Source organism: Sphingomonas sp. BLCC-B65 (assembly GCF_028550675.1).
Lineage (GTDB): Bacteria > Actinomycetota > Actinomycetes > Actinomycetales > Microbacteriaceae > Microbacterium.
In genome coordinates, this window is record NZ_JAQQGL010000001.1 from 2,719,677 (window position 1) to 2,744,227 (window position 24,551).

General features: G+C 70.0%; 18 protein-coding genes. 17 read left to right on the top strand and 1 reads right to left on the bottom strand.

From position 1 onward, the window contains the following. Nucleotides 1–20 precede the first annotated feature (20 nt). Nucleotides 21–2,564 carry a glycoside hydrolase family 65 protein gene (locus PP359_RS12850; RefSeq protein ID WP_499250761.1) on the top strand — a complete coding sequence of 848 codons (2,544 nt, stop codon included), beginning with the start codon at nt 21–23 and terminating at the stop codon, nt 2,562–2,564. Nucleotides 2,565–2,570: 6 nt separating this feature from the next. Here PP359_RS12850 and PP359_RS12855 read toward each other — a convergent pair whose 3' ends face one another. Then, nucleotides 2,571–3,734 (bottom strand): NAD(P)-binding domain-containing protein, encoded by a 1,164-nt coding sequence (locus PP359_RS12855; protein WP_499250762.1) that lies wholly within the window; start codon nt 3,732–3,734, stop codon nt 2,571–2,573. A 71-nt stretch (nt 3,735–3,805) separates the two neighbouring features. On the opposite strand from PP359_RS12855, the gene PP359_RS12860 reads away from it, so the two are divergent. From PP359_RS12860 to PP359_RS12935, 16 genes are all read left to right on the top strand, one after another. Further along, nucleotides 3,806–6,013, top strand: a complete 2,208-nt coding sequence (locus tag PP359_RS12860) for a DNA polymerase III subunit gamma and tau (RefSeq protein ID WP_499250763.1) — start codon at nt 3,806–3,808, stop codon at nt 6,011–6,013. A 3-nt stretch (nt 6,014–6,016) separates the two neighbouring features. Next, nucleotides 6,017–6,610, top strand: a complete 594-nt coding sequence (gene recR, locus PP359_RS12865; RefSeq protein WP_036286253.1) for a recombination mediator RecR — start codon at nt 6,017–6,019, stop codon at nt 6,608–6,610. Then, nucleotides 6,610–7,524 carry a DMT family transporter gene (locus PP359_RS12870; protein WP_499250764.1) on the top strand — a complete coding sequence of 305 codons (915 nt, stop codon included), beginning with the start codon at nt 6,610–6,612 and terminating at the stop codon, nt 7,522–7,524. The genes recR and PP359_RS12870 overlap by 1 nt, the downstream gene beginning before the upstream one ends. A 150-nt stretch (nt 7,525–7,674) precedes the next feature. Next, a complete protein-coding gene (locus PP359_RS12875; protein ID WP_295776117.1) occupies nt 7,675–8,175 on the top strand; it encodes a hypothetical protein in 501 nt (166 codons plus the stop codon). Next, nucleotides 8,172–9,875, top strand: a complete 1,704-nt coding sequence (locus PP359_RS12880) for a serine/threonine protein kinase (RefSeq protein WP_499250765.1) — start codon at nt 8,172–8,174, stop codon at nt 9,873–9,875. The genes PP359_RS12875 and PP359_RS12880 overlap by 4 nt, the downstream gene beginning before the upstream one ends. 186 nt (nt 9,876–10,061) lie before the next feature. Then, a complete protein-coding gene (gene pstC, locus PP359_RS12885; RefSeq protein WP_112930905.1) occupies nt 10,062–11,081 on the top strand; it encodes a phosphate ABC transporter permease subunit PstC in 1,020 nt (339 codons plus the stop codon). Beyond that, nucleotides 11,081–12,358: a phosphate ABC transporter permease PstA gene (gene pstA / locus PP359_RS12890; protein ID WP_112930906.1), complete on the top strand. Its 1,278-nt coding sequence runs from the start codon at nt 11,081–11,083 to the stop codon at nt 12,356–12,358. Before pstC ends, pstA begins: the two co-directional genes overlap by 1 nt. Further along, nucleotides 12,355–13,911, top strand: a complete 1,557-nt coding sequence (pstS, locus tag PP359_RS12895) for a phosphate ABC transporter substrate-binding protein PstS (protein ID WP_112930907.1) — start codon at nt 12,355–12,357, stop codon at nt 13,909–13,911. Before pstA ends, pstS begins: the two co-directional genes overlap by 4 nt. A gap of 210 nt (nt 13,912–14,121) precedes the next feature. Continuing rightward, on the top strand, nt 14,122–16,650 hold the full coding sequence (locus tag PP359_RS12900; protein ID WP_499250766.1) for a hypothetical protein: 2,529 nt from the start codon (nt 14,122–14,124) through the stop codon (nt 16,648–16,650). 53 nt (nt 16,651–16,703) lie between these two features. Next, entirely contained in the window at nt 16,704–17,951 is a 1,248-nt protein-coding gene (locus PP359_RS12905; protein ID WP_499250767.1) for a hypothetical protein, read from the top strand. 38 nt (nt 17,952–17,989) lie between these two features. Further along, nucleotides 17,990–19,585 carry an immunoglobulin domain-containing protein gene (locus PP359_RS12910; protein WP_347417571.1) on the top strand — a complete coding sequence of 532 codons (1,596 nt, stop codon included), beginning with the start codon at nt 17,990–17,992 and terminating at the stop codon, nt 19,583–19,585. 173 nt (nt 19,586–19,758) lie between these two features. Then, the gene (locus tag PP359_RS12915; RefSeq protein WP_499250768.1) at nt 19,759–20,889 is read left to right on the top strand and encodes a COG1470 family protein; all 1,131 of its coding nucleotides are present in this window, start codon (nt 19,759–19,761) and stop codon (nt 20,887–20,889) included. Further along, nucleotides 20,886–21,665 carry a hypothetical protein gene (locus PP359_RS12920; protein ID WP_347417570.1) on the top strand — a complete coding sequence of 260 codons (780 nt, stop codon included), beginning with the start codon at nt 20,886–20,888 and terminating at the stop codon, nt 21,663–21,665. The genes PP359_RS12915 and PP359_RS12920 overlap by 4 nt, the downstream gene beginning before the upstream one ends. Further along, nucleotides 21,662–22,633 (top strand): sortase, encoded by a 972-nt coding sequence (locus PP359_RS12925; RefSeq protein WP_499250769.1) that lies wholly within the window; start codon nt 21,662–21,664, stop codon nt 22,631–22,633. Before PP359_RS12920 ends, PP359_RS12925 begins: the two co-directional genes overlap by 4 nt. 11 nt (nt 22,634–22,644) lie before the next feature. Next, nucleotides 22,645–23,640 carry a phosphate ABC transporter ATP-binding protein gene (locus tag PP359_RS12930; RefSeq protein WP_499250770.1) on the top strand — a complete coding sequence of 332 codons (996 nt, stop codon included), beginning with the start codon at nt 22,645–22,647 and terminating at the stop codon, nt 23,638–23,640. Between the two features lie 17 nt (nt 23,641–23,657). Beyond that, a complete protein-coding gene (locus PP359_RS12935; protein ID WP_499250771.1) occupies nt 23,658–24,458 on the top strand; it encodes a lytic transglycosylase domain-containing protein in 801 nt (266 codons plus the stop codon). Nucleotides 24,459–24,551 lie beyond the last annotated feature (93 nt).

Sequence of the window (24,551 nt, forward strand, 5' to 3'; positions counted from 1 at the left end):
CCGACGAAAGGATGGACAGGATGGATCGCGACCGTTTTCCGATCGACCCGTGGCGCCTCGTGGAGACGCGCTTCTCCCTGGACGACGTCGGGGTCACCGAGACGCTGTTCGCGCTCGGCAACGGCTATCTGGGCCTGCGCGGCAATCAGCCCGAGGGCCGCCACGCCCACGAGCACGGCACGTTCATCAACGGCTTCCACGAGATCTTCCCGATCCGTCACGCCGAGCAGGCCTACGGCTTCGCCGAGGTCGGGCAGACGATCATCAACGCTCCAGACGCCAAGGTCATGCGCGTCTACGTCGACGATGAGCCCCTGTCGTTCGACGTCGCCGACATCCGCGAGTACGAGCGCGCGTTGGACATGCGCGCGGGCACGCTCACGCGTCACGTCCGGTGGATGACGCCGAGCGGCAAGGACGTCGTGATCGACTTCGAGCGGATGGTCTCCTTCGAGGAGCGTCATCTCGCCGTCATGCGCGTCACCGTGACGGTGCTCAACAGCGATGCGCCGGTGACGATCAGCTGCCAGATCGTCAACCGCCAGGACGGGCAAGACGTCTACGGTGGATCGGCGCCCGGCGGCGCTGCGAAGAAGGGCTTCGACCCGCGCAAGGCGGAGAAGATCGAAGACCGCGTCCTGCACCCCGAGGAGTACTGGCAGGACGGCGACCGCGTCGCCCTGTCGTACCGGGTGAACGCGTCGGGGATGACGATGGCGGTCGTCGCCGACCACATCGTCGACACCGAGAACGAGTACTCCTCGCGCACGCTCATCGAACCCGACATCGCGAAGAACGTCTATCGCGTGCAGGCGAAGGCGGGCGTGCCGGTGACGGTCACGAAGCTCGTCAGCTATCACACGTCGCGCGGCGTCCCTGCGCGCGAGCTCGTCGATCGGGGTCGCCGCGCGCTCGATCGCGTGGGTGCCGAGGGCGTCTCTCGGCAGTTCGAGCGCCAGCGGGCCTGGATGGACGCGTTCTGGGACCGTTCCGACGTCGCCATCGGCGGTCACGACGACCTGCAGCAGGCGACACGCTGGTGCCTGTTCCAGCTCGCGCAGGCAGCGGCCCGCGCCGACGGTCAGGGCGTTCCCGCCAAGGGTGTGTCGGGCTCGGGGTACAGCGGTCACTACTTCTGGGACACCGAGATCTACGTGCTCCCGTTCCTCATGTACACGACCCCGCTCTGGGCTCGCAACGCGCTGCGGATGCGCTACCTCATGCTGCCGGCCGCGCGTCGTCGGGCCGCTCAGCTCAACGAGGCGGGGGCCCTCTTCCCGTGGCGCACGATCAGCGGTGAAGAGGCGTCGGCCTACTACGCCGCCGGCACCGCGCAGTACCACATCAACGCCGACGTCAGCTTCGCGCTCGCCAAGTACGTGCGTGCCACGGGCGACGACGAGTTCCTGTACCGCGAGGGCGTGGACATCGCCGTCGAGACGGCGCGGCTCTGGGCCACGCTCGGGTTCTGGCGCTTCACCGAGGACGGCCAGCCCGAGGTGTTCCACATCCACGGCGTCACCGGTCCCGACGAGTACACGACGGTCGTCAACGACAACCTGTTCACGAACGTGATGGCGCGCTTCAACCTGCGTTTCGCGGCGCGTATCGTGCGTGAGATGGCGCAGGATGCGCCGGAGCACTACGCGCAGATGGTGGAGCGGCTTTCGTTCGACCCGGCGGAGGCGGACGCGTGGGATGCCGCCGCGGAGGCGATGCACATCCCGTACAGCGAGGGTCTCGGCATCCATCCTCAGGACGAGGTGTTCCTCGAGCGCGAGGTATGGGATCTGGAGAACACGCCGCGGGAGCAGCGTCCGCTGCTGTTGCACTTCCACCCGCTCGTGATCTACCGGTACCAGGTGCTCAAGCAGGCCGACGTCGTGCTGGCGCTGTACCTGCAGGGCAATCACTTCACCGACGAGGAGAAGCTGGCCGATTTCGAGTACTACGACCCGCTGACGACGGGAGATTCGACGCTGTCGGCGGTCGTCCAGGCGATCCTTGCGGCAGAGGTCGGGTATCAGGATCTGGCTCTGGAGTACTTCTCGCAGTCGATCTTCGTCGACCTCGGCGACCTGCACCACAACGCGTCCGACGGGGTGCACGTGGCCTCCGCCGGCGGTGTCTGGACCGCGCTGGTCGCCGGCTTCGGCGGCATGCGGGATCACTACGGCGAGCTGAGCTTCGATCCGCGCCTGCCCAAGGCCTGGCCGTCACTGTCGTTCACCCTGCACTGGCAGGGCACGCCGCTGAAGATCGAGATCACCGCGGAGCAGCTGCGCGTGGATGCCGGTGCCGGCGAGGCGGTCTCCTTCTCGGTGCGCGGTGAGACGTTCGTCGTCGGACCGGACTCGACGCTGACGGTGCCGCTGCGCGGTCAGGGGCCCGAGCTGTCGGGTCGTCCCACGATCAGCGACATCGGCGACGCCCTGCGCGAAGACGGCACGTTGCTGTCGGCTTCCGTGCCGACGATGACGACCTCGATTCCGGTGATCACCGGCAGCATCCCGATCGTCGGGGCGATGCCGGGCGACGACGCGAACCTCGGCATCGACTCCTGAGTCCCGTCACGCCGTCGCGGAGGCGACGGTGCGCGACACCGATGGGCCCGCACCAGGGCTGCGGTGCGCATCCGTCTCGGCGGCGATGGCGCGCGCCGCGTCGCGCCCCGCGCGGTTGGCGCCGACCGTGGACTGCGAAGGGCCGTAGCCGATGAGGAACAGGCGCCCATCGTCGAGCGCGCGACCGTTCGCCACGCGGACTCCGCCCGCCGCGGTCCGCAGGCCGAGGGGGGAGAGGTGGGCGATGTCGGCGCGGAAGCCCGTGGCCCACAGGATCGCGTCGGCGGGTTCGAACGTGCCGTCCGGCATGCGCACGCCGTGCTCTTCGATGCGCTCGAACATGGGGTGGCGCACCAGCACTCCGCGTTTCTCAGCGGCTCGCGCCCACGGTGTCCAGTGCTGGCCCGTGACGGAGATGACGCTTCCCGGCGGGTCGCCGCGGCGCACGCGCTCCTCGACGCCGGCGATCGCGGCGACGCGCGCGGCGGTGTCGAACTCCGCGGCATCCCATCGCACGTCTGCGCGCGTGACCCAGAACGTGTCGGCGACGTGGGAGATCTCCTCCAGCAGCTGCACGGCCGAGATCCCCGCGCCGACGATGACGACGCGCTGCCCGGCGAACTCGTCGGCCGACACGTAGTCGTGCACGTGCAGCTGACGACCGGCGAAGTCCTCCTGGCCGGGGTAGTGGGGCCAGAACGGGCGTCGCCACGTGCCGGTCGCGTTGATGACGTACCGCGCGAACCATACGCCTCGGTCGGTCTCGATGCGCAGGAGACCGTTCGGGTCGTCGTCGACACGGCGAACCGCGCGCACGATCACCGGACGGTGCACGCGCAGATCGAAGCGACGCTCGTAGTCCGCGAAGTACGCGGGCAGCACGTCCGCGCTCGGCGCCATCGGATCGGCGGGCGGCACGGGTGCGCCCGGAAGCTCGTAGATGCCGTTGACCGTTCCCATCCGCAGTGACCGCCAGCGATGCTGCCACGCCCCGCCGGGAGCGGCGTCGGCGTCGAGCACCGCGAAGGTGCGGGCGTCGCCGTCGCCGTCGCCGTCGCTGGGTGCGGGGACGAAGCCGCGGCGACGCAGATGGTATGCGGCCGACAGGCCCGCCTGGCCGGCACCGATGACGATGACGTCCACCGTCGCGGTGGGGACGTCGATGCTCATGTCCGCTTCAACGCTCCGCACCCGGCGATGTTCCCGACCTGGATGTCGGGAGCACACCGTAGTCTGTTCTGGTGACCACCGCCCTGTACCGCCGCTACCGACCGGAAACGTTCGGCGAGATGATCGGGCAGGCGCAGGTCACCGAACCGCTCATGACGGCGCTGCGCAGCGACCGCGTCGGCCACGCCTACCTCTTCAGCGGTCCGCGCGGCTGCGGCAAGACGACGTCGGCCCGCATCCTCGCGCGCTGCTTGAACTGCGCGGCCGGCCCGACCGACACGCCCTGTGGTGTCTGCGACAGCTGTGTCGAGCTCAGCCGCGGCGGCGGAGGTTCACTCGATGTGGTCGAGATCGACGCGGCATCACACAACGGTGTCGACGACGCCCGCGATCTGCGCGAGCGCGCGATCTTCGCCCCCGCGCGCGACCGCTTCAAGATCTTCATCCTCGACGAGGCGCACATGGTGACCGCGCAGGGCTTCAACGCCCTGCTCAAGCTCGTCGAGGAGCCGCCGGAGCACGTCAAGTTCATCTTCGCCACCACCGAGCCCGAAAAGGTCATCGGCACGATCCGCTCGCGCACCCACCACTATCCCTTCCGCCTGGTCGCTCCCGCGGCGATGCTCGAGTACGTCGAACAGCTCTGCGTCCAGGAAGGGGTGCAGACCGAAGCCGGCGTGCTTCCGCTGGTGGTGCGGGCCGGCGGCGGCTCGCCACGCGACACCCTGTCGCTGCTCGATCAGCTCATCGCCGGCTCCGACCCCGTGGACGGCGAGAACGGGGCGACGGTGCGGTACGAGCGCGCCGTCGCGCTGCTGGGGTACACCCACGGCGCGCTGCTCGACGAGGTCGTCACCGCGTTCGCTGCGCACGACGCGGCCGCCGCCTTCGCTGCCATCGATCGGGTCGTGCAGACCGGGCAGGATCCGCGCCGGTTCGTCGACGATCTGCTCGAGCGGCTGCGCGACCTCATCATCGTGGCTGCCACGGGAGAGGGCGCCGGGGCGGTGCTGCGCGGCATCCCCGCCGACGAGCTCGAGCGGATGGGGCGTCAGGCCTCTGCCTTCGGCACCGATCGTCTCTCGCGCATCGCCGATCTCGTCGTCGGCGCCCTCGATGACATGAGCGGGGCGACGTCTCCGCGCCTGCAGCTCGAGCTGCTCGTGGCCCGGGTGCTGGCTCACACCGCCGATGCCGCCGCCGCGGTGCCCGCTGCGCCTCCCGCGACGCCCGCCGTGCCTCCCGCGGTGTCGGGCGCCCTCGCGGCGGCGACCACTGTAGCCGCGGCGCCGGCAGCGCCCGCGCCGGTTGCCGCCCCCGAGACCCCGGTGGTTCCGGTCGTTGAGCGAGCGAGCGCAGCGAGCGAGTCGAAGCGCCCCGAGCCCGAGCCCGCGCCCGCCCCGGTCGTGCCGAGCGGTCCGATCACCGTCGCGCAGGTACGTGACGCGTGGCCCGAGATCTTGCAGCGTCTGGAGCCCGTGAGCCGATCGTCGTGGATGATCGCCGTCGACGCCACCCCGGTCGCGTTCGCCGACGACGTGCTGACGCTGAGCTTCCGCACCCAGGCGGATGTCGCCGCGTTCAAGAAGCTCGCGGCGGGCAAGGGCCCCAGCGAAGACCTGCGCGGTGCGATCCGTGAGGTTCTCGGCATCCGCGTGAAGTACGTGGCGCGGTTCGACGCCGATGCGACCGCCGAGCCGCCCGCCTCGGGTTCTCCGACTCCACCGGCCGACGGGCCTCGCGCCGACGGCGGCTCCTCTGGAGCGACCCGCTCCGACGGCGGCGAGCGGCCTCGATCGACGCCGACCATCGCATCGTCCGCTGCCGCGCCGGTGACGGAGTGGGCGGTGGCGCGGATTCCGAGCGACCCCGCGCCACAGGCTTCGGCGCCGAGCGCGCCCGCGGGTGGTGCGACGGCGGCGCCCGCTCTGGCCACCGCTGCTCCTGCCGCGGTCGGGCTGGCAGTCGACGAAGAACCCGAGGACGCCACCGCCGAGCCGGTGCGTACATTGACGATCCCGCGGGACGGCACCGTGCTGCCCGCGACGACGGAGTACACGCACACCGACGACGACGCCCCCGACGAGGACGAGTTCCCGCCGCCGTTGGACGACGCTCCGCTGCCGCCGCGCGCGCCCGTCGCCGTCGAACGCCCTGCGCCGCCCCGCGCACCCCGTTCCGGCGGCATCGAACGCGTCGGTGAGGCGGTCGTCCGCCAGGTGCTGGGGGCGACGTTCGTGCGCGAAGAGCCGTACACACCGCCGACGAGGTTCAGCTAAGCCATGTACGACGGCATCGTCCAAGACCTCATCGACGAGTTCGGCCGCCTTCCCGGCATCGGGCCGAAGTCGGCGCAGCGGATCGCGTTCCATATCCTTCAGACTCCGACGTTCGACGTCGCGCGTCTGTCGCACCTGCTCGGTGAGCTTCGCGAACGCGTGCGCTTCTGCGAGATCTGCGGCAACGTGAGTGAGCAGGAACGCTGTGCGATCTGCCGCGATCCCCGTCGTGATCAGACCTTCATCTGCGTGGTCGAGGATGCGAAGGACGTTTCGGCCATCGAGCGCACGCGCGAGTTCCGTGGGCTCTACCACGTGCTCGGCGGCGCCATCAGCCCGATCGCCGGCATCGGACCCGACGACCTGCGCATCACACAGTTGATGCAGCGCCTCGCCGACGGCACGGTGCAGGAGGTCATCCTCGCGACGAACCCGAACCTCGAAGGAGAGGCCACCGCGACCTACCTCAGCCGGCTGCTGCACACCCTCGAGATCCGCGTGACCCGCTTGGCGTCCGGTCTTCCGGTGGGTGGCGACCTCGAGTACGCCGACGAGGTCACCCTCGGGCGCGCCTTCGAGGGGCGCCGGGCCGTCTGATGGCGCCGGCCGTCTCCGGTCGTGCCTGGGCGCTGTACGCGCTGATGGCGGTGCTGTGGGGCATCCCGTACCTGTTCATCAAAGAGGCGGTCGACTCGCTGACACCGGCCGCCGTCGTCGCGGGCCGCACCCTTCTCGGCGCGGCGGTGCTGCTGCCCATCGCGCTGCGACGCCGAGCCCTTCGGCCGGCGCTGGCGCTCTGGCCGTGGGTGCTGGCCTTCGGGGCCATCGAGATGGCCGGGCCTTTCCTCTTGCTGGGGCACGCGGAGCAGACGCTGCCGTCCGGGCTCACCGGTCTGCTCGTGGCGACGGTCCCGCTGTTCGCCACCGGGATCGCCCTCGTGCGCGGCGACCGGTCCGCTCTGAGTCCGGCCCGCGCCGTCGGACTCGTCGTCGGCTTCGCCGGCCTGGTGGTCATCGTCGCCGGCCCCGGCCTCGCCGTCGCCGAGCCGGCGCAGGCGCTGGGGGCCATCGCTCAGGTCCTGCTCGTCGCCCTGCTCTACGCGATCGCGCCGTTCATCATCGCCACCAAGCTCGCTCACGTCCCCTCGCTCGGCACCATCACCCTGTCCCTGCTCGCGGTCGGCCTCGCCTACCTGCCGTTCGCGCTGCTGACCCAGCACGAGCTTCCCACCGTCCGCAGCGGACTGTCGCTCGTCGCCCTCGGCATCCTGTGCACCGCGCTGGCCTTCCTGGGCTTCTTCGCGCTCATCGGCGAGGTCGGTCCCGTGCGTGCCCCGCTGTTCACCTACGTCAACCCGGTCGTCGCGATCCTGCTGGGCGTGCTCCTGCTCGGCGAGCCGTTGTCGCCGGGGCTGCTGCTCGGCTTTCCGCTCGTGCTCGTCGGCTGCTGGTTCGCCGCGACGGGAGGTCGGCTGCGTCTGCGACGTCAGGCGCCGCCGTTCGCGCGCTAGGGTCGTGCACGTCTCCGGCTCGACGCGCTACCCCTCGTCCGCCGGATCGACGCCCGGCGTTCACCGGTTCGTCCGGTCGCCGTCGCCTCGGACCGCCACTCTTCCCTCGCGGCCGTGTGCACGACCTCCGGTGTCGCGAAAGGGAGAATCATGTCCGCGCGTCTTCTCTACGCGCATTTTCCCGCGGCTTCGCACAAGAGCGCCCTCGAATGGATGCGCGTCGTCGCCGAGATCGCATCCGGGCATCCGGGCGTCGGGCCCTTCGCGAGTGGTCAGGAGCCGTTGCCGGCCCTCGATCCCGCCGTCGCATGGCGTTTGGTGAGCGAGAACCGGCGCGAGATCGCACGGGGATGCCGTGTATTCACCGATGAGGGGGCGGCCCGCATCGATCTGGCGCAGCTGTTGCGCGCGGCATCGACGTTCGAGATCCACACCAGTCCGGCGCCCCGGTTGCGCAGCACCGGGTGGTTCGTCAGCGCGCGCGGATCGCTCGTGATGATGGGCGCTCGTCGCTACGAGAAGCGCTCGGCCGCCGAGAGCGCTGCGGCTCTCGCGGTGCGCCTCATGCAGGAGCTGGCCGCCACCGCGTCGCGCGGCACCGACCTCGGGCGCGGCCGGCCGGCACCGGTGGACCCGCTGATCCTGCAATGAGCGACGGCCTCATCGCCGAACGGTTCCGTCTCCGGAAGCTCCGGGGAAGCGGCGGCACGGCCGCCGTCTTCGAAGCCGATGACACACGGCACGGGCGCCGCGTCGCCGTGAAGCTGCTGCACCCGCATCTGGCCGTCGGACCGGTCGCCTGGGAGGCGTTCTTCGAAGAAGTGCGGGCTGCGCAGGCGATCGCGCATCCGAACATCGCCGAGGTCTACGACGCGGGTCTCGCGCCGGGTGATCCACCCGTTGCATGGATCGCGATGGAGCTCGTCGAGGGCGTCACTCTCGCCGACCACGTACGAGAGCTCGGGCCATTGACCATCGTGGATGCCGTGGCCGTTTTCGCCGCCGTCCTCGACGCGACCGGCGCCGCGCACGCCGGCGGTGTCGTCCACCGCGACATCACGCCATCGAACATCATGCTCACCTCCAGCGCGAGCGCCGACGCGGACGGCACGGTGAGCGGCATCCGGCTCCTCGACTTCGGTCTGGCCGATGTCCCGGGGCGCACGACGCGCGGCGCGGACCCGCTGCTGAGCGGTGCGGCATCCGAAGGGGCGGACGCGGGCGTCGTCGCCAGCGTTCCCTATGCCTCGCCGGAACAGCTCTCGGGTGAGGCGGTCGGAGAAGCGAGCGACATCTACCAGATCGGTGCCACGCTCTTCTTCGCGCTGACGGGACGTTCGCCGTTCGAGGGCGAGCCTGCGGCAGTCGTCCGCGCGCACCTGTCGGCGCCCCCACCGGTGCCGTCGGCGCGTCGTCGCGGCATCCCGCCGGCTCTCGACCGGCTCGTCACGACCGCCATGCTGAAGCGCCCGCAGGATCGATACCCCGATGCCGCCGCGATGCGCGCCGCTCTCGACGCCGTCGTCGACGTGGGGCCGGGCGAGGCGATGGCCGCATCGCCCACGGTGGCGACACGGGTGTATCGCACGCGGCTGCCGGGCGGCGATGTCTCCACCGGCGGCAGCGGGCTGCCCCTCGCCTCCACACCGGGGCCCCCGCCCGCACCTCTCTCGCACACGCGCGGGGCGTGGAGGGCGCCTCTCATCGCCGCCGGACTCATCGCCGCCGTGACCGCCGCTGCCGGCTGGTCGGCCATGGCCGCCTCGACGCCGGAGAACCCGATCGCGACAGCGGGCGCCGCCGCGACGGCGACGGCGAGGTCGGCCCCGAGCGCATCACCGGCCGACACTGCGGCGGTGAGCGCGCGCCGCGTGGTCCCGGATGTCCGAGGGCTCACGGTCGACGAGGCGGTGAGCACGGTGGAGCGGGCGGGACTGACGGTCGGTGACATCGGCCGCGACGACGGACCCGCGGTGCGCGACACCGTGCTCGCCTCGGTGCCCGCCGCCGGCGACGAGGTCCGTGCGGGCGCCGTGATCGCGCTGCGCGCGGCGTCAGGCCTCAATACTGTTCCCGTCGTGACGGGGATGGTGCCGGCGGAGGCACAGGGCGTGCTGTCTGCCGCCGGCTTCTCCTCTCGTGTGGCCGTCGGCGGCTCGGGTGTCCCGGGCGTCGTCGCCGAGACCGCACCGGGGCCGGGGCAGGTCGCTGCGGTGGGCGCGGTCGTGGTGCTGCGGGTTCCCCCCGAGGCGTCCGCGACGCCGCGCGCGTCGGCGAGCCCGTCGCCGACGCCCCTGCCGTCGGCGACCCCGACGGACACGCCCCCGGCGACGGAGCCTCCCCGACCATGACGGACACCTCTCGCACGCACAGCGGTCATGCGTGCGACACGATTGCAGCGGTCGTCGTTCACCCTCCCGCGTCATCCTGGCTCCGCGAAGCCCCTCCCGAGGGCTCCGCCGCGCGCGCGTTGCGGAACGACCAGCGTCGCTCGGCCTCGAGATCCGCCCACCCGTTCCGCACGCCAGGGAGGCGCCATGACCACTGACTCCGTGACGGAGGTCATCCCGGCATCCCCGACCCCTCGGCCGCGGTCGCTGGTCTCGCGTCCCGTACAGGCGGACCGGGTCTTCCGTGCCGTCTGCTACGCGGCCGGAGGCATCACCGTGGCGATCATGCTCGCCGTCGGGGTGTTCCTCTCCGGCCGTGCCGGCGAGGCGCTCGCCCGCTCGGGGCCGGCGTTCCTGTGGACCCAGGCGTGGTCGCCGGAGGGCGGAGACGGCCAGTTCGGCATCGCCGCCGTGCTCTTCGGCACCGTCACGATCGCGTTCATCGCTCTGTCGATCGCGTTGCCGCTGTCGCTGGCCACGGCGCTGCTGATCAGCGAAGTGGTGCCCGGGCGCATCAGATCCACGCTCATCTCCCTCGTGGATCTGATGGCTGCCGTGCCCAGCGTCGTCTTCGGCCTGTGGGGTGTGTTCTTCCTGCAGGCGAATGTCATTCCGGTCTCGCAGTGGATCTCCACCTACTTCGCGTGGATTCCCCTCTTCGCCGTCACCGACCCTTCGGGCGCCCGCGTGACGGATGCCGGCGCCTTCACGTCCTCGGCCTTCATCGCCGGCATCGTCGTCTCGCTCATGATCGTCCCGACGCAGACCTCCGTCATGCGCGAGGCCTTCTCGCAAGCGCCGCTGGGTGAGCGGGAGGGCGCGCTGGCCCTGGGATCGACGCGGTGGGGGATGATCCGCACGGTCGTGCTGCCGTTCGGACGCGGCGGCATCATCGGCGGCACCATGCTCGCGCTCGGACGGGCGCTGGGGGAGACCATCGCCGTCGTCATGATCATCTCGCCCATCTTCACCATCAACTGGCAGGTGCTGAAGACGGGAACCAACTCCGTGTCGGCGCTGATCGCTCTTCGCTACGGCGAGGCCAGCCAGTTCGGTCTGTCCGCGCTCATGGCCGCAGGCCTCGTGCTGTTCATCATCACACTGATCGTCAACTTCACGGCATCCACCATCGTCGCCCGCAGCCGGTCGGGTGCGGAGAGCAACTGATGGCGATCATCGAAACAGTCCCGCGGTCGCCGGCCGCGCACGAGCAGTCGCCGAAGGTCCGCACCGCGATCCCCGTCCGTCACGACGAGGTGGGACAGCGGCGAGACCTGCGCAGCGTGCCGCTCGACGACGCGTTCAACGTGATCGGCGCGGTGGCAGCGGGCATTGCGGTCGCGACGCTGCTGTTCGGCTGGCTGACACCCATGACGGGGTTCATCGGATGGCTGATCATCTCGTTCATCGCCTTCCTCGGCATCTACGCGGTGCTCTCGTCGCTGCGTGCCGATCGCCTCACCGTCAGTGAGCGGATCATGACGGCCCTCTTCTACTCGGCGGGAGCGATTCTGCTCGGCGCCTTGGTGTTCGTGCTCGGGTATACGGTCGTGCGCGGTGTCCCGGCGCTGATCAACCCGAACTTCTTCGTCGAGACGATGAAGCTCGCCGGACCGCTCGAACCGCTCAGCGTCGGGGGCATTGCGCACGCGATCGTCGGTACGCTCATCCAGATCTCGATCGCCCTCGTCATCACGATCCCGCTCGGAATCACGACGGCGGTGTTCCTCAACGAGATCGGCGGTCGCTTCGCCCGGTTCGTGCGGACGATCTCCGACGCCATGACCGCGTTGCCGTCGATCGTCGCCGGCTTGTTCATCTACGCCGCAATCGTCACCCTCGTCACGCACCAGCGGTCCGGGTTCGCGGCGGCGCTCGCGATCAGCGTCATGATGCTGCCGATCATCATCCGCGCCTCCGACGTCGTCCTCCGCCTCGTGCCGAACAATCTGCGGGAGGCGTCGTACGCCCTCGGCACGACCCGGTGGCGGACGGTCTGGCACGTCGTGCTTCCGACCTCGCGCTCGGGTCTGGTCACCGCAGTCATCCTCGGCACCGCGCGCGGCATCGGCGAGACCTCGCCCGTGCTGTTGACCTCGGGCGTGACGGCCGAGATGAACCTCAACCCGTTCAGCGGCCCGATGATCTCGCTGCCCCTGCAGGTGTTCGACTTCGTCAAGTCGCCCGAGCCGAACATGATCGCCCGAGGTTTCGGCGCGGCCGCCACACTCGTGCTGCTCGTGCTCGCCCTGTTCCTCATCGCACGCCTCATCGGCGGGCGGGGGCCCGGGCAGCTGAGCGACCGGCAGCGTCGCGCGGTCGCCGCGGCATCCGCGCGAGACCTCGGGCGCATCGAGGATGCCGCCGCGCGCACGCCGCGTGCGCAGCCCACGGCATCCGCTTCGCCAGAACCCACCCATTCGAACGAGGAGAACCCGTCGTGATCGCGCGAGCCCGCTGGTACCGTTTCGCCGCCGCGACCGTCGTCGCCGCGCTGATCGCGCTGATCCCGCTGCCTGCGCAGGCGGCCGAGTCGTATGTCCCCATCTCGGGCTCAGGATCGACCTGGTCGCAGAACGCACTCGACCAGTGGCGCAAGAACGTCGCGGGCAACTACGGCATGACGGTGAACTACTCCGGAACCGGCTCCTCGGCCGGTCGACAGGACTTCATCAACCAGACCGTCGACTTCGCGATCAGTGAGATCCCGTTCCAGGCCCACCCGGAAGACGGATCGGCGCCCGAGATTCCGGCCACGACCTACTCGTACATGCCGATCGTCGCCGGAGGTACCTCGCTGATGTACAACCTCAAGATCGCCGGCAAGCAGGTGACGAACCTGCGACTGTCGGGCGAGGTCATCGCGAAGATCTTCACCGGGGCCATCACCAACTGGAACGATCCGGCCATCCAGGCCGACAACCCCGCGCTCGCGATGCCCGACAAGTCGATCACGCCGGTCGTGCGCTCGGACGGGTCGGGCACGAGCGCCCAGTTCACACTGTGGATGTCGTCCCAGTTCCCGAGCATCTGGACGCGCGGCATGACGTCGCAGTTCCCGTCGCTGAGCGGAGCCTTCAAGGCGCAGAGCGGATCGCTCGGCGTCGCCGGCTACGTCAGTCAGAACTACGGTGAGGGTGCGATCACCTACGTCGAGTACTCGTACGCGCTGAAGTCGGGCTTCCCGGTCGCCAAAGTCCTGAACAAGTCGGGGTACTACGTCGAGCCGACCTACCAATCGGTCGCGGTCGCGCTCATGGGCGCGGCGATCAACTCCGATCTCACACAGAACCTCGACGGTGTCTACAACAACGCCGACCCTCGCACGTACCCCATGTCGAGCTACTCGTACATGATCGTTCCCACCCAGCCGACGAAGGTCTTCACCGCGGAGAAGGGGAAGACGCTGAGCAAGTTCGCGGACTACATGATCTGCGAGGGGCAGCAGCAGGCATCCGCGCTGGGGTACTCGCCGCTGCCGATGAACCTCGTGCAGGCGGCCTCCGACGTCATCAAGACGATCCCCGGAACCGTCGGCGGCGTGGACTTCAACAGCTGCAACAACCCGACCTTCAAGCCCGGCGACTCGCCCTCGAACAATCAGCTCGCCGCCACCGCTCCGATGCCGGCCGACTGCGACAAGCAGGGAACGACGCAATGTGCCACCGGCACGGGGGGAGCGACCGTCGACACGCCCGTGACGGGTACCGGCGGATCGGGGCAGGCGACGAGCGGCTCCGGCGCCGCCGACGCCGCCGCGCCGGCGGCCGCCGCCGGCGCCGCGGCGGGCGGGTCCGACCCGGTCTACGATGCGAACGGCAATCTCGTCTCCGGAGCGAGCGCCGGTGGTGCGAAGGCGGTGTCGTCGCCGTTCACCCTCGCCTCCGACGGTTGGGGAGTGCCGCAGATCACGATGCTCGTCGCGTGCGCGTTCCTGCTCGCCGCCATCGTGCTGCCGCCGCTGCTGTCGCGACGCCTGCGCGGCTCGAAGCGCTGAGCACGTCGGTCACCCCGCGCCCCTGCGCGTGACGGGGCGCCTATTCGGCGTGCCTATTTTTTCCCTCTGATCTGGACATTAAAGCGTTCTCATGTTGAGTACGGGCTGGAGCAGGCTCGTTCCCAGGCGATTCATCTGATGTCCACAACCCGCCCATACCTTGATCGCATCCGGCGTAGGTCGCCGCGAATCCCTGGAGAAATCTTGAACGTGTTGCCGCGTACCCGACGCCGCACCTGGTTCGCTTCCGGACTCACCGGAGTGCTCACCGCCGGTATGGTCTTTGCCCTGGTCGCGGGTCCCAGCGTCGTCGTCGCCACCGCCGCTCACGCCGATGAGGCGACCTCCAGTGCGGTGACTGTCACCGCCAAGGATCAGGATCCGACCGGCTATCAGGCGGCGCCCTTTCCCGATCTCGCCGTGACGGTCTCGCAGACCCAAGGACTGATCGCGCAGGGCATCACCGTCAGCTGGACCGGCGGCCTGCGCTCCACGGAACCGACGGCAGGCAACGGGGGAGCGAACTTCCTCCAGGTCTTCCAGTGCTGGGGTGATGACCCCAGCTCGCCTCTGACCCCCCGGCCCGACCGGACGACCTGCCAGTACGGCGGAGCGCTCACTGCCGGTGGCATGCGGGATTCCACGCGACAGATCCCCTACTCCGAGATTCCCCTCCAGGATCAGCCCTATTCCGTCCCAGGCCGAGGGATCTTCCCGCCGTACACGTCCATCCCCTTCATCGCCCGGGACAAGACGGTCGTGTCATCGATCGATACCGCCGCCGACGGGACGAAGAAGGTGAACGCAACGAGCGTGAACACCAACCAGTTCTTCACCAAGTACACGACGAACGAGGTTCCCTGGGCGGGGTCGAGTGCGGACGGGGCGGGATCGATCTCCTTCGAGGTGCAGACGGCGGCGCAGTCGCCCGGTCTCGGGTGTGGCAACGCCGTCACGGACGCGGGTACGACCGTCGGAGCGTCGTGCTGGCTCGTCGTCCTTCCGCGTGGCACGGCCGACAACGGATCCACCGCGATCACGGATTCCGGTCTGTTCTGGGATTCGTGGCGGCACGCCCTCGCCGTGAGGCTCGGATTCCAACCGATCGATGCCCGCTGCCCGGAGGGCGCTGCGGAGCGACAGTTGGCGGGAAGCGAGCTCGTCGCGCTGGCCGTGACCTCCTGGCAGCCCGTCGTCTGCAACCAGAAGGGCGGGTCGGTGTACGCCCTTCTGACGCTTCCCGAATCGGACGCTCTCGCGACGGCCAACCGCGCGGACGGCGCAGCGCCGATGGCTCTCACAAGCCGACCCCTCTCATCAGATGCCGGGCCGGATCGGCTGTCCTACGCTCCCGTCGCCCTGACCGCCCTGACGATCGCCTTCGGCATCGATCGCGCTCCTTCGCCCTTCGGTCATATCGATGACGAGTACCTGGCCCGCGCGCGCCAGCCGTTCACATCGCTCAAACTCACCCCCCGTCTCGTTGCGAAGCTGCTCACCGACTCGTACAAGCGGGCGATCCCCACCGGCGCAGACCTCGCCTATCTCGGCACGAACCCCGAGGTCATCACCTCCGATCCGGACTTCCTCGCCGTGAACGATCCGGAGTGGGCGTCGCAGCTCTATCAAACGCCTGCGCTCGCGGACCTGATCTCGCCCCAGGGACGTTCGGACGCAGCTTGGGCACTGTGGAGCTACGTGCTCGCCGACCCCGAGGCCCGCGCGTTCCTCGACGGAGAGCCGGATCCGTGGGGAATGCGGGTCAACCCGTGGTACTCGACGTCGGCGGCGATCAATGCCGGTGGGACTGCTCTCACGCTTCCCCGCGAGGACTTCCCGCGTGCCGACCCCGTCGAGGTCCGTCCTGAAGGGCAGGCGCCGATCAACCTGGTCGCGTGGCGGCCCTACGCGAACGACCTCGACAGCGTCAGCGGTCTGGTTCTGCGAGGTGACGGCTTGACGCTCGGACAATGGGATCCGACGAAGCAGCCGCCCGCCTACTCGAAGACGGGCCGCACAACCGCGGGCTATCACGCAGTGATCGGCGTGAGCGACTTCGCCGCCTCATCCCGGTATCAGGTGATGACGGCGTCGCTGCGAAACCCCGCCGGTGCCTTCGTCGCGGTGTCGGAGAAGTCCCTGACGGCGGCGGCATCCGCCATGACCGGAGCAGGGGCTGGCGGAGCCGTGCTCGCATTCGACAGTTCTTCGGCGGAGGCGCGCCGGGCCGCCGACGCCTACCCTCTGGCCCTCCCGGTGTACGCGGCAGCGTCGCCGCGTCTGCCCGATTCGACGCTGCGCAAGGCGTACGCGGACTTCATTCGTTACGCGGCAGGGCTCGGCCAGCGCCGCGGTTCCGACGTCGGACAACTCCCGGACGGGTACGCACCGCTTCCGCAAGCCTGGGTCGATCAAGCGCAGGTTGCGGCGCAGGCCATCGAGGACGGTGCGACGGCACTCCCCGCACCGGTGGCGACCCCGCCGACGTCGCCGGCCGCGGTTGCCGTTCGGGCGGCGACGACCGTTTCCGCGGCTGACGTTCCTGCGTCGCAGCCGGCGGCATCCGCTCCTGCGCCCAGCGCCACCGGTGCGGCCTCGGCAGCCTTGGCGGGTGCGAAGACACCCGACGACCCCGCCTCCAGCGCTCTCGCCGCCGCCGTTCCCGGCAGCCTGCTCGCCGGTACCGGCGGTGCGCTCGCGGTCCCCCTCATCTCCCGCCTGCGCAGGCGGGTCCTGTGAGTTTGCGTCTTCGCGCTGACTCACCTGCATCACCCGACAAGGAAAAGGAAGTCATGAAAATCAAGAAGATCGCTGCGTTCGGCGCTGCGTTCGGAATCGTGATCGCTGGTCTCAGCGTCGCTTCGTCTGCCAACGCAGACCCCGTCACCGACGGCTACGCGTTCGTCGGCTCGGACACACTTCAGGACGCCGTCGGCGCCCTCGCCAACGGCACGAACGTGACGGGTCCCTCGGTCCGCACCCTTGGTGCGGGCAAGTTCGTCGCGTCCTGGAACGCCTTTACGCCAGGAATCTCCGGCGGGCGCGGACTGATCCAGACGAAGTCCGGCACCGCGGCGTTCCCTCGCCCGACGGGTTCGGGTGACGGAAAGAAGTCGCTCCTGGCGTCGATCGGCGGCGTGACCGGCACCAACCACACCTGGGCGGCCCCCACCTACACCTTCAACGGTGCGTCCGACGGGCTGAACGGCAACTACACGATCAACACCAACACGGTTGACGGCGCGCGCAGCTCCGACGGGCCGACCGCGGGCAACGAGTCCGACGGCGTGCTCTACTACGTGCCCTTCGGCCAGGATGCCGTGACGTATGCGCTGAAGGTCGGACCCAACGTCGACGCGTCGGCGGTGAGCGCTGCGCAGTCGCTCACTGCGGCACAGCTCGAGGCCATCTACAAGGCGGCATCGCCGACTCCGATCGGCAGCGGCGACGACGTCATCGTGCCGGTCGAGCCGCAGGCGGGCTCGGGCACCCGGAAGTTCTGGAACAAGGCACTGAACTCGGCCGACCACAACACCGAGATCTCCATCGGTGCTGCCGTCGTCAGCGGCGGACCCGAGAACGATGGCACCAACTCGACGCTTGCCGCCGCCGCCGGCGCCGACAAGATCGCGATCATCCCCTTCTCGGTCGCCTCGTACATCGCCCAGAACAACCTGGACAACACGCAGTCCGGCTTCGCAGCCAAGGGCATCGTCAACACCACGACCGGGCTCTCCCTCGGAAGCCTCGGTGGCGTCGCCGGTTACACCGGCAGCGGTCACGCGCTCACGCCCAACACCAGCTACTACAGCGGCTCGAACCCCTTCAGCCGTACCACCTACGTCATCGTCTCCTACGACCGCGTGAACCCGAGCTCGAGCAACTACGACAAGGGCCTCGCAAACGCCGTCGACCCGACCATTCCGACGAGCCTCGCCTACTGGAGTGCGGGTGACAACGGCACGGCCGCGACCTCGGAGAAGGTCAAGAAGACCTTCGGCTTCGCCAAGCCGGTCAGCGCCGCGAAGCGTTCGAACTGACTCTCGCTACTCACATCACACGAAGAGGAAATCCTGCAATGAAGAAGTCTGTGAAGAGCACCCTCGCCGCGGTCGCGGTCGGGGTCTCGATGACGATGCTTGCTCCGCTCGCGGCGCACGCGGACACCTCGACGCCTCCCCCCGTCGGAACGGGCGCCGGGCAGAGTGCGGACAACGTCTATCTGTACAACACCGCCGACTACTCCAAGGTCACCGCGACCTCGCTGCCGTGGGGGGCTTCGGTCGTCGGCGCGCCCGACGCGACGGACGCGAACGTGCCGTTCTCCACCCCCGATTATCTTCAGGGGTTCATCTTCATCTCCCCGCGAGGTCACGAGAACCACAAGACCGACTGGAACTCGTACCTGGCGTTCGCGATGGATAGTGGGAAGGTCTACGCCCCGAGCCTGACGCCGGAGAACACCGCCACGGTCGGTGAAGCCGCCAGCGGAGGACCCGTCGGCGCGGCGGCCGTCAAGGCTGCCGGCGGCGACTACTCCCTCGGGTTCGCGGTCTACGACAACGCGACCTCGACGATCAAGTACGAGTCTTTCCTCTACATCACGGTCACCGCGGGCACTGGAGACTGGACCTACTCGACCCCGGCTCCCGCCGCGACCGCCCCGGCGATCACGACGCAGCCGGCCGACAAGACGGTGCTGCCGGGCCAGTCGGCCGTCTTCACGGCCGCGGCGTCCGGCTCGCCGGCGCCGACGGTGAAGTGGCAGTCGTCGACCGACGGCACCACCTGGTCGGACATGGCGGGCGCCACCTCCGACACCCTCACGGTGTCCAACGTGCAGCTGGCACAGTCGGGTACGAAGTACCAGGCCGTCTACACCAACTCGGCCGGCACGGCGACGACCTCCGCGGCGACCCTCACGGTCACCAACGTGGTGCCCACCGAGCCGACCGGTTCGGACGCGGGCAAGGTCACGATCGCCGACCCCGCCGACGGTGCCACCACGGTGACGGTCCCCGCCGGTGTCGGCCTCAAGGCTCAGACGCTGACCGCCTGGGGCTGGTCCACCGCGACCAACCTCGGTCAGGTCACCGCTGACGCCACCTCCGGTGACGTCGTCGTGAACATCGCCACGCTTGCTCCCGGTGCGCACACCATCGCGCTGACCCAGCCGGGCAGCTCGACGGTCGTCGTGTGGGGCACCTTCACGGTCCCCGTGCCGAGCTACCCCGCCAAGACCGACACGGTCGACCTGCAGGCGGCGGTCACGGCCAGCGACCTGTGGTCGCTGAACGCGGCGCAGACGGCGATCGACTTCGGCAACGTGGCACGCAACGCGTCGTCGACGAAGTCGCTCGGCAAGGTCACCGTCATCGACGACCGCAAGGTGCTCAAGGGCTGGACCCTCGACGCCGCGTGGTCGAAGTTCACGGCGGGCTCCGACGAGATCCCGGCCTCCGCGCTGACGATCACGCCGAAGGCGTTCGACAACGGTTCGCTGCTGCCGGGCGTCACGCTCGGCACCAACGGCACCAAGATCGCCGAGAGCACGGCGGTGTCGACGCTCACCGACGGTGCGCTGCTCGATGCCGACCTGAAGTTCGTGGCGCCGAAGGATGCCGCGGCCGGTCAGTACCACTCCACGCTGACGCTGACGCTCACCTCCAAGTGAGCCCTGCGGCCCGACGCTGAGCCGTGTGGGGAGGTCGTTCGCGACCTCCCCACACGGTGCGTTCACGATGCGATCGGGCCGACGCGGCATCCGTCATCTTCCGGAGCCGTCCCGATCACCCCTCGTTCATCCCCGCGACCACCCCTCGTCGCCCATATCTGCGGAGATTGACCGTGCAGTTCTCGACCACCCGATCGGGAAGGCGCATCCGGCACACGTTCGGTGCGTTCTTCTTCGCGCTCGCCCTCGCGCTCCCCGTCGCCGCGAGCGCGTTGCCCGCTCGTGCCGACGACACCGCTCCCGACCCCGGCGCGTCGGCGGCCTCGGTCGGTGTCGCGACGCGTCCCGCAGGAACGGACGGCCGCCCCGACGGGCGCACCCGATTCGCGTATGCAGCGGATCCCGGCCAGAGCGTGACCGACCAGGTGCTGGTCGGCAACACGGGCACGCAGCGACAGGACTTCACCGTCTACGCGACCGACGCGTACAACGCGACCAGCGGTGAGTTCTCGCTGCTCGCCACCGCCGAGACCCCGCACGCCCTGGGCACCTGGGTGCGTTTCGAGAACGGCCAGGACCGCATCCAGTTCTCCCTCGAGCCGCAGGAAGTGCGTCTGCTCAGCTTCACCGTCGCCTTCCCCGCGGACGCGACCCCCGGAGACCACGCGGGCGGGATCGTCGCCTCGGTCACGGAGGAGGGGCAACAGGTCAGTCTCGACCGCCGCGTCGCGACGGCGCTGTTCGCGCGCGTGTCCGGCGACCTGCAGCCGCGTCTGACTCTGGCGAGCTTCGATGCGACGTATCAGGGCGACTGGTGGAACCCCTTCGGCGGCACGCTCAAGGTGCTCTATACGGTCGACAACCCCGGCAACGTCGCGCTCGCGGCGAACGTCTCCATGGGCGCCGTGACGTGGTTCGGCATCCCCGCCGCCGAGACGCAGGGCGGAGCGATCCCCGTGCTCCTTCCGGGCAACTCCGCGACCTACGAGTTCGATCTCGTCGGAGTGGGTCAGTGGGGTTACCTGAATCCGGCGGCGAAGCTGACGCCGTTCGTCGACGCCCCGGATGCCGCGATGCAGGTCGCGGTCGCACCGGTGAGCCGCGACACGGTTGTCGTCGCCGTCCCGTGGATGCTGCTGATCGCCGCCGCTGTCGCCGCGGCCGTGGTTCTGCTGCTGCGCTGGCGGCGCCGGCGCGACGAGGCGCGCGCCCGGGAATGGATCGCCTACACCGAGCAGCAGGCGGCCATCGCGGCCGAGGCGAGGGTGCGTGCCGCCGCGGCGACCGCCCCGGCGGATTCATGACCGGGATCGGGCGGGCGCTGGTCGCGGCGGCACTCGGGCTCGGACTGCTGCTGGTGCCCTCCACGCTGGTCCACGCCGCCGACGACGACGGCAATGACAGCGCCAACCTCACCGTCACCGTCACCGACGGGTCGACCCCCAGCCCCACGCCGCGCCCCACTTCATCGTCCGCCGCACCCGTCCCTTCTCCCTCGTCAGGCAGATCGGGCCCGGGTACGGGGGCGACGGGTGGACGTGGCGGGACCGGGACGGGCGCCGGCAGCGGGACGGGCACGGGCACGGGCACGGGCACGGGCACGGGCACGGGCGGCACGGTCAGCATCGCGGGGATGGTCTACGTGAGCGGTGTCAATTCGTCGGTGGCCCTGTCGCCCGATCCTGCGGAGGCGGATGTCACTCTGTGGCTGTCGGTGCGAAACGCCTCCTCGAGCGTGATCGACCTGACCGCCGACTTCTGGATGGAGAGCGTGCTGTTCGGCACGGCACTGGATTCGGCATCCGCGGTGCCCGTCACGGGGCTGCAGCCGGGCGAGACGCGCCTCATCTCGACACGTCTGCACGGCGCCGGCCAGTGGGGCCTGGTCAACACCCACGTGAAGATCACGCCGCCCGCCACCGTCGACGGCACGGCCTTGACCCCCGTGACCCGCGACGCGCTGGTCGTCGTCTTTCCGTGGTTGAGCATCTTGCTGGCGGCGACGCTCGTGATCGCCCTGCTCGCGTGGCGCGCCGTCGCGCTCGCCCTCGCCGCGAAGACCTCGGAGGCCACGGCATGACCGTGCTCGACGATGCGACTCAGGTCGTCGCCCCGGTCGCGGTGCCCCCGGCATCCGCTCCGCCTCCGCCGCCGCGCCGGCCCCGCCGGATGCCGCGACCCGCTCCTCAATACGCGCCCCTGTCGGCCGGACAGGCTCTCGTACGCGGCATCGTCTCTCTCATCGCCGCCCTCGCTCTGGCCTTCGTGTTCCATCTGCTGGTGCTCAGTCACGTGCTGCACTTCGCCGCGCAGCAGCAGCTCTCCGACACCTACCGCGCGCAGCTCGCTGCGGGCACGGCGCCGGTCAGCGAGGGGGACTTCGACGACGTGCTCCTCGCCGACGGCGCGCCCGTCGGCATCATCGACATCCCCCGCCTCGGGGTGCACGAGGTGATCGCCGAGGGAACGTCATCGGGTGTCCTCGCCGGCGGCCCCGGCCACCGCCGCGACACGGTGCTGCCGGGCCAGGTCGGCGTCAGCGTCGTGATGGGCCGCGCCGCCGCCTTCGGTGGGCCGTTCGGGCGTCTGCAGTCCTTGCAGCCGGGGGAGCGGTTCGAGGTGCGCACCGGGCAAGGGCTGAACACCTTCGAAGTGCTGGGAGTCCGCTACGCGGGCGACCCGACGCCGCCCGCGCCCGCCCGCGGAGAGAGCCGCCTCATCCTGCTCACCGCGCGCGGGGCGCCGTACGTGCCGACCGGGATCGCGTACGTCGACGCTCGACTCGTCGACAAAGGCCAACTCGCGGGTGCGCGTCAGACCACCCCGATCACGCTGCCGCCGTCGCATGCGGCGCTTGCGACGGACACGACGACCGTCTGGGCACTCGTCTTCGCGCTCCAGTTCCTCGTCGTCGCCGAGATCGCCGCCGTCTGGGCGTTTCGCCGGGTCGGCGCGCAGAAGACCTGGATCGTCTTCGTGCCGATCCTGCTGCTGGCCAGCGTCTTCGTCTGCGATCAACTCGTCCGCCTGCTTCCCAACCTTCTCTGACTCGGAGCCCCATGTCTGACGACATCGAACCGTCCAGCGCAGCCCACCGCGCCGAGCGTGCGCACCGCCCGCGCTTTCTCGGACGCGCGAGCGGGCGCGCGCCGGTCTCCGCCGCGCTGGTGATGGCCGGTGGCGAATCGACCCTTTCTCCCGCGCCGAGCGGAGCCGTCGTTCTCGGCGGTGCCCCGGGGACGCACGCGGATGCCGTCGGTGCGACCGCGGTCCCGCTGTCGCCGTCGCAGCTCGAGGCGCGCTCCATCTCCGCGTGGTTCGGCGACCACCAGGTGCTCCACGACGTGTCGTTGCAGATGCCCGCGGGCCAGGTGACGGCCCTCATCGGACCGTCCGGCTGCGGAAAGTCGACGTTCCTGCGCATCCTCAACCGCATGCACGAACTGGTGCCCTCGGCATCCCTCGCCGGCGAGGTGCTGCTCGACCACGACGACATCTACGACGCCGGCCATCGTCTCGTCGACGCCCGCAAGAAGATCGGCATGGTCTTCCAGAAGCCGAATCCCTTCCCGGCGATGTCCATCTACGACAACGTCGTCGCGGGCCTGAAGCTCGCCGGCATCCGCGCGAGCCGCGGCGAGAAGGACGAGCTCGTGGAGACCTGCCTCACCAAGGCCGGGCTCTGGCGCGAGCTGAAGGACCGGCTGCGCGCGCCCGGCGGCGGGCTTTCCGGCGGGCAGCAGCAACGCCTGTGCATCGCCCGATCCCTCGCGGTGCGGCCGCGGGTGCTCCTGATGGACGAGCCGTGTTCGGCGCTGGACCCGACCTCCACGCGCGTCATCGAGGAGACGATGACCGAGCTTGCGCGCGAGGTCACGATCGTCATCGTCACCCACAACATGCAGCAGGCGCAGCGGGTGTCCCAGCAGTGCGCGTTCTTCCTCGCCTCGCAGGGCCAGCCCGGCCACATCGTCGAGCACGGCGACACCGACGCGATGTTCTCGTCGCCGATCGACCCGCGCACCTTCGACTACGTCAACGGCCGTTTCGGCTGACAGGGACACGGACACGGATGGGTGCGCGGTGGTCGTGGCGCGAGATCGCACTCGCGCTCGGTGCCGTCGCACTGCTGGCCGTGTTCCTCGGGGGCGTCCTCACACACGTCGATGCGGCGCCGTCCGTCTCGCCGGCATCACCCGCGGAGCGGCCCGTCGATGCGTTCGTGGAGGTGCCCATGAAAAAGGATGCCGTGGCCGCCGCACCCGTCACGGGTGAGCCGGTGGCCGCATCGTCGGCCCCGCTCGCGCTCGTTGCGTCGGTCGACCCGGTCTGGCTCGCCCGCGTCTCTGCGGCCACCGGCATCCCGCCCCGCGCGCTGCAGGCGTACGCAAACGCGCAGCTGCGCATCGCGACCGAACAGCCCTCCTGCGGGCTCGGCTGGAGCACCGTCGCTGCGATCGGAGCGATCGAGTCCGATCACGGCCGCCACGGCGGTGCGGTGCCCGGCGAGAACGGGTACCCCACTCCCGCCATCCGCGGGCCGGCTCTCGACGGCGACGGCGTCGCCGCGATCGCCGACACCGACGGCGGCCGCTGGGACGGCGACACGCTCTGGGATCGCGCCGTCGGGCCGATGCAGTTCATTCCCGACACGTGGTCACGCTGGGGTGCCGACGGCAACGGCGACGGTGTCGCCGACCCCAACCAGATCGACGACGCGGCCCTCGCGACGGCGCGCTACCTGTGCGGGACGTCGGCGATGGCGGATGCCGCGGGCTGGCGTTCCGCGGTGTTCGCCTACAACCACCTCGACGCCTACGTCGACGATGTGGCCGCCGCCGCGAATCGCTATGCCGCTGCCGCGGCGGGCTGAGTCCGCACGAACTCCGCAGAATGTCATGAACTCCGCACCCGGGATGCCGATCGGGTGCGGACGTCGTCGCATTCTGCGGACCTGGCGAGGTGC

Bases quoted from the DNA above. Each gene is read 5' to 3' on its own strand.
- PP359_RS12850 (WP_499250761.1), top strand. From the start codon at position 21: ATGGATCGCGACCGTTTTCCGATCGACCCGTGGCGCCTCGTGGAGACG.
- PP359_RS12855 (WP_499250762.1), bottom strand. From the start codon at position 3,734: ATGAGCATCGACGTCCCCACCGCGACGGTGGACGTCATCGTCATCGGT.
- recR (WP_036286253.1), top strand. From the start codon at position 6,017: ATGTACGACGGCATCGTCCAAGACCTCATCGACGAGTTCGGCCGCCTT.
- PP359_RS12870 (WP_499250764.1), top strand. From the start codon at position 6,610: ATGGCGCCGGCCGTCTCCGGTCGTGCCTGGGCGCTGTACGCGCTGATG.
- PP359_RS12875 (WP_295776117.1), top strand. From the start codon at position 7,675: ATGTCCGCGCGTCTTCTCTACGCGCATTTTCCCGCGGCTTCGCACAAG.
- PP359_RS12880 (WP_499250765.1), top strand. From the start codon at position 8,172: ATGAGCGACGGCCTCATCGCCGAACGGTTCCGTCTCCGGAAGCTCCGG.
- pstC (WP_112930905.1), top strand. From the start codon at position 10,062: ATGACCACTGACTCCGTGACGGAGGTCATCCCGGCATCCCCGACCCCT.
- pstA (WP_112930906.1), top strand. From the start codon at position 11,081: ATGGCGATCATCGAAACAGTCCCGCGGTCGCCGGCCGCGCACGAGCAG.
- PP359_RS12905 (WP_499250767.1), top strand. From the start codon at position 16,704: ATGAAAATCAAGAAGATCGCTGCGTTCGGCGCTGCGTTCGGAATCGTG.
- PP359_RS12910 (WP_347417571.1), top strand. From the start codon at position 17,990: ATGAAGAAGTCTGTGAAGAGCACCCTCGCCGCGGTCGCGGTCGGGGTC.
- PP359_RS12920 (WP_347417570.1), top strand. From the start codon at position 20,886: ATGACCGGGATCGGGCGGGCGCTGGTCGCGGCGGCACTCGGGCTCGGA.
- PP359_RS12925 (WP_499250769.1), top strand. From the start codon at position 21,662: ATGACCGTGCTCGACGATGCGACTCAGGTCGTCGCCCCGGTCGCGGTG.
- PP359_RS12930 (WP_499250770.1), top strand. From the start codon at position 22,645: ATGTCTGACGACATCGAACCGTCCAGCGCAGCCCACCGCGCCGAGCGT.
- PP359_RS12935 (WP_499250771.1), top strand. From the start codon at position 23,658: ATGGGTGCGCGGTGGTCGTGGCGCGAGATCGCACTCGCGCTCGGTGCC.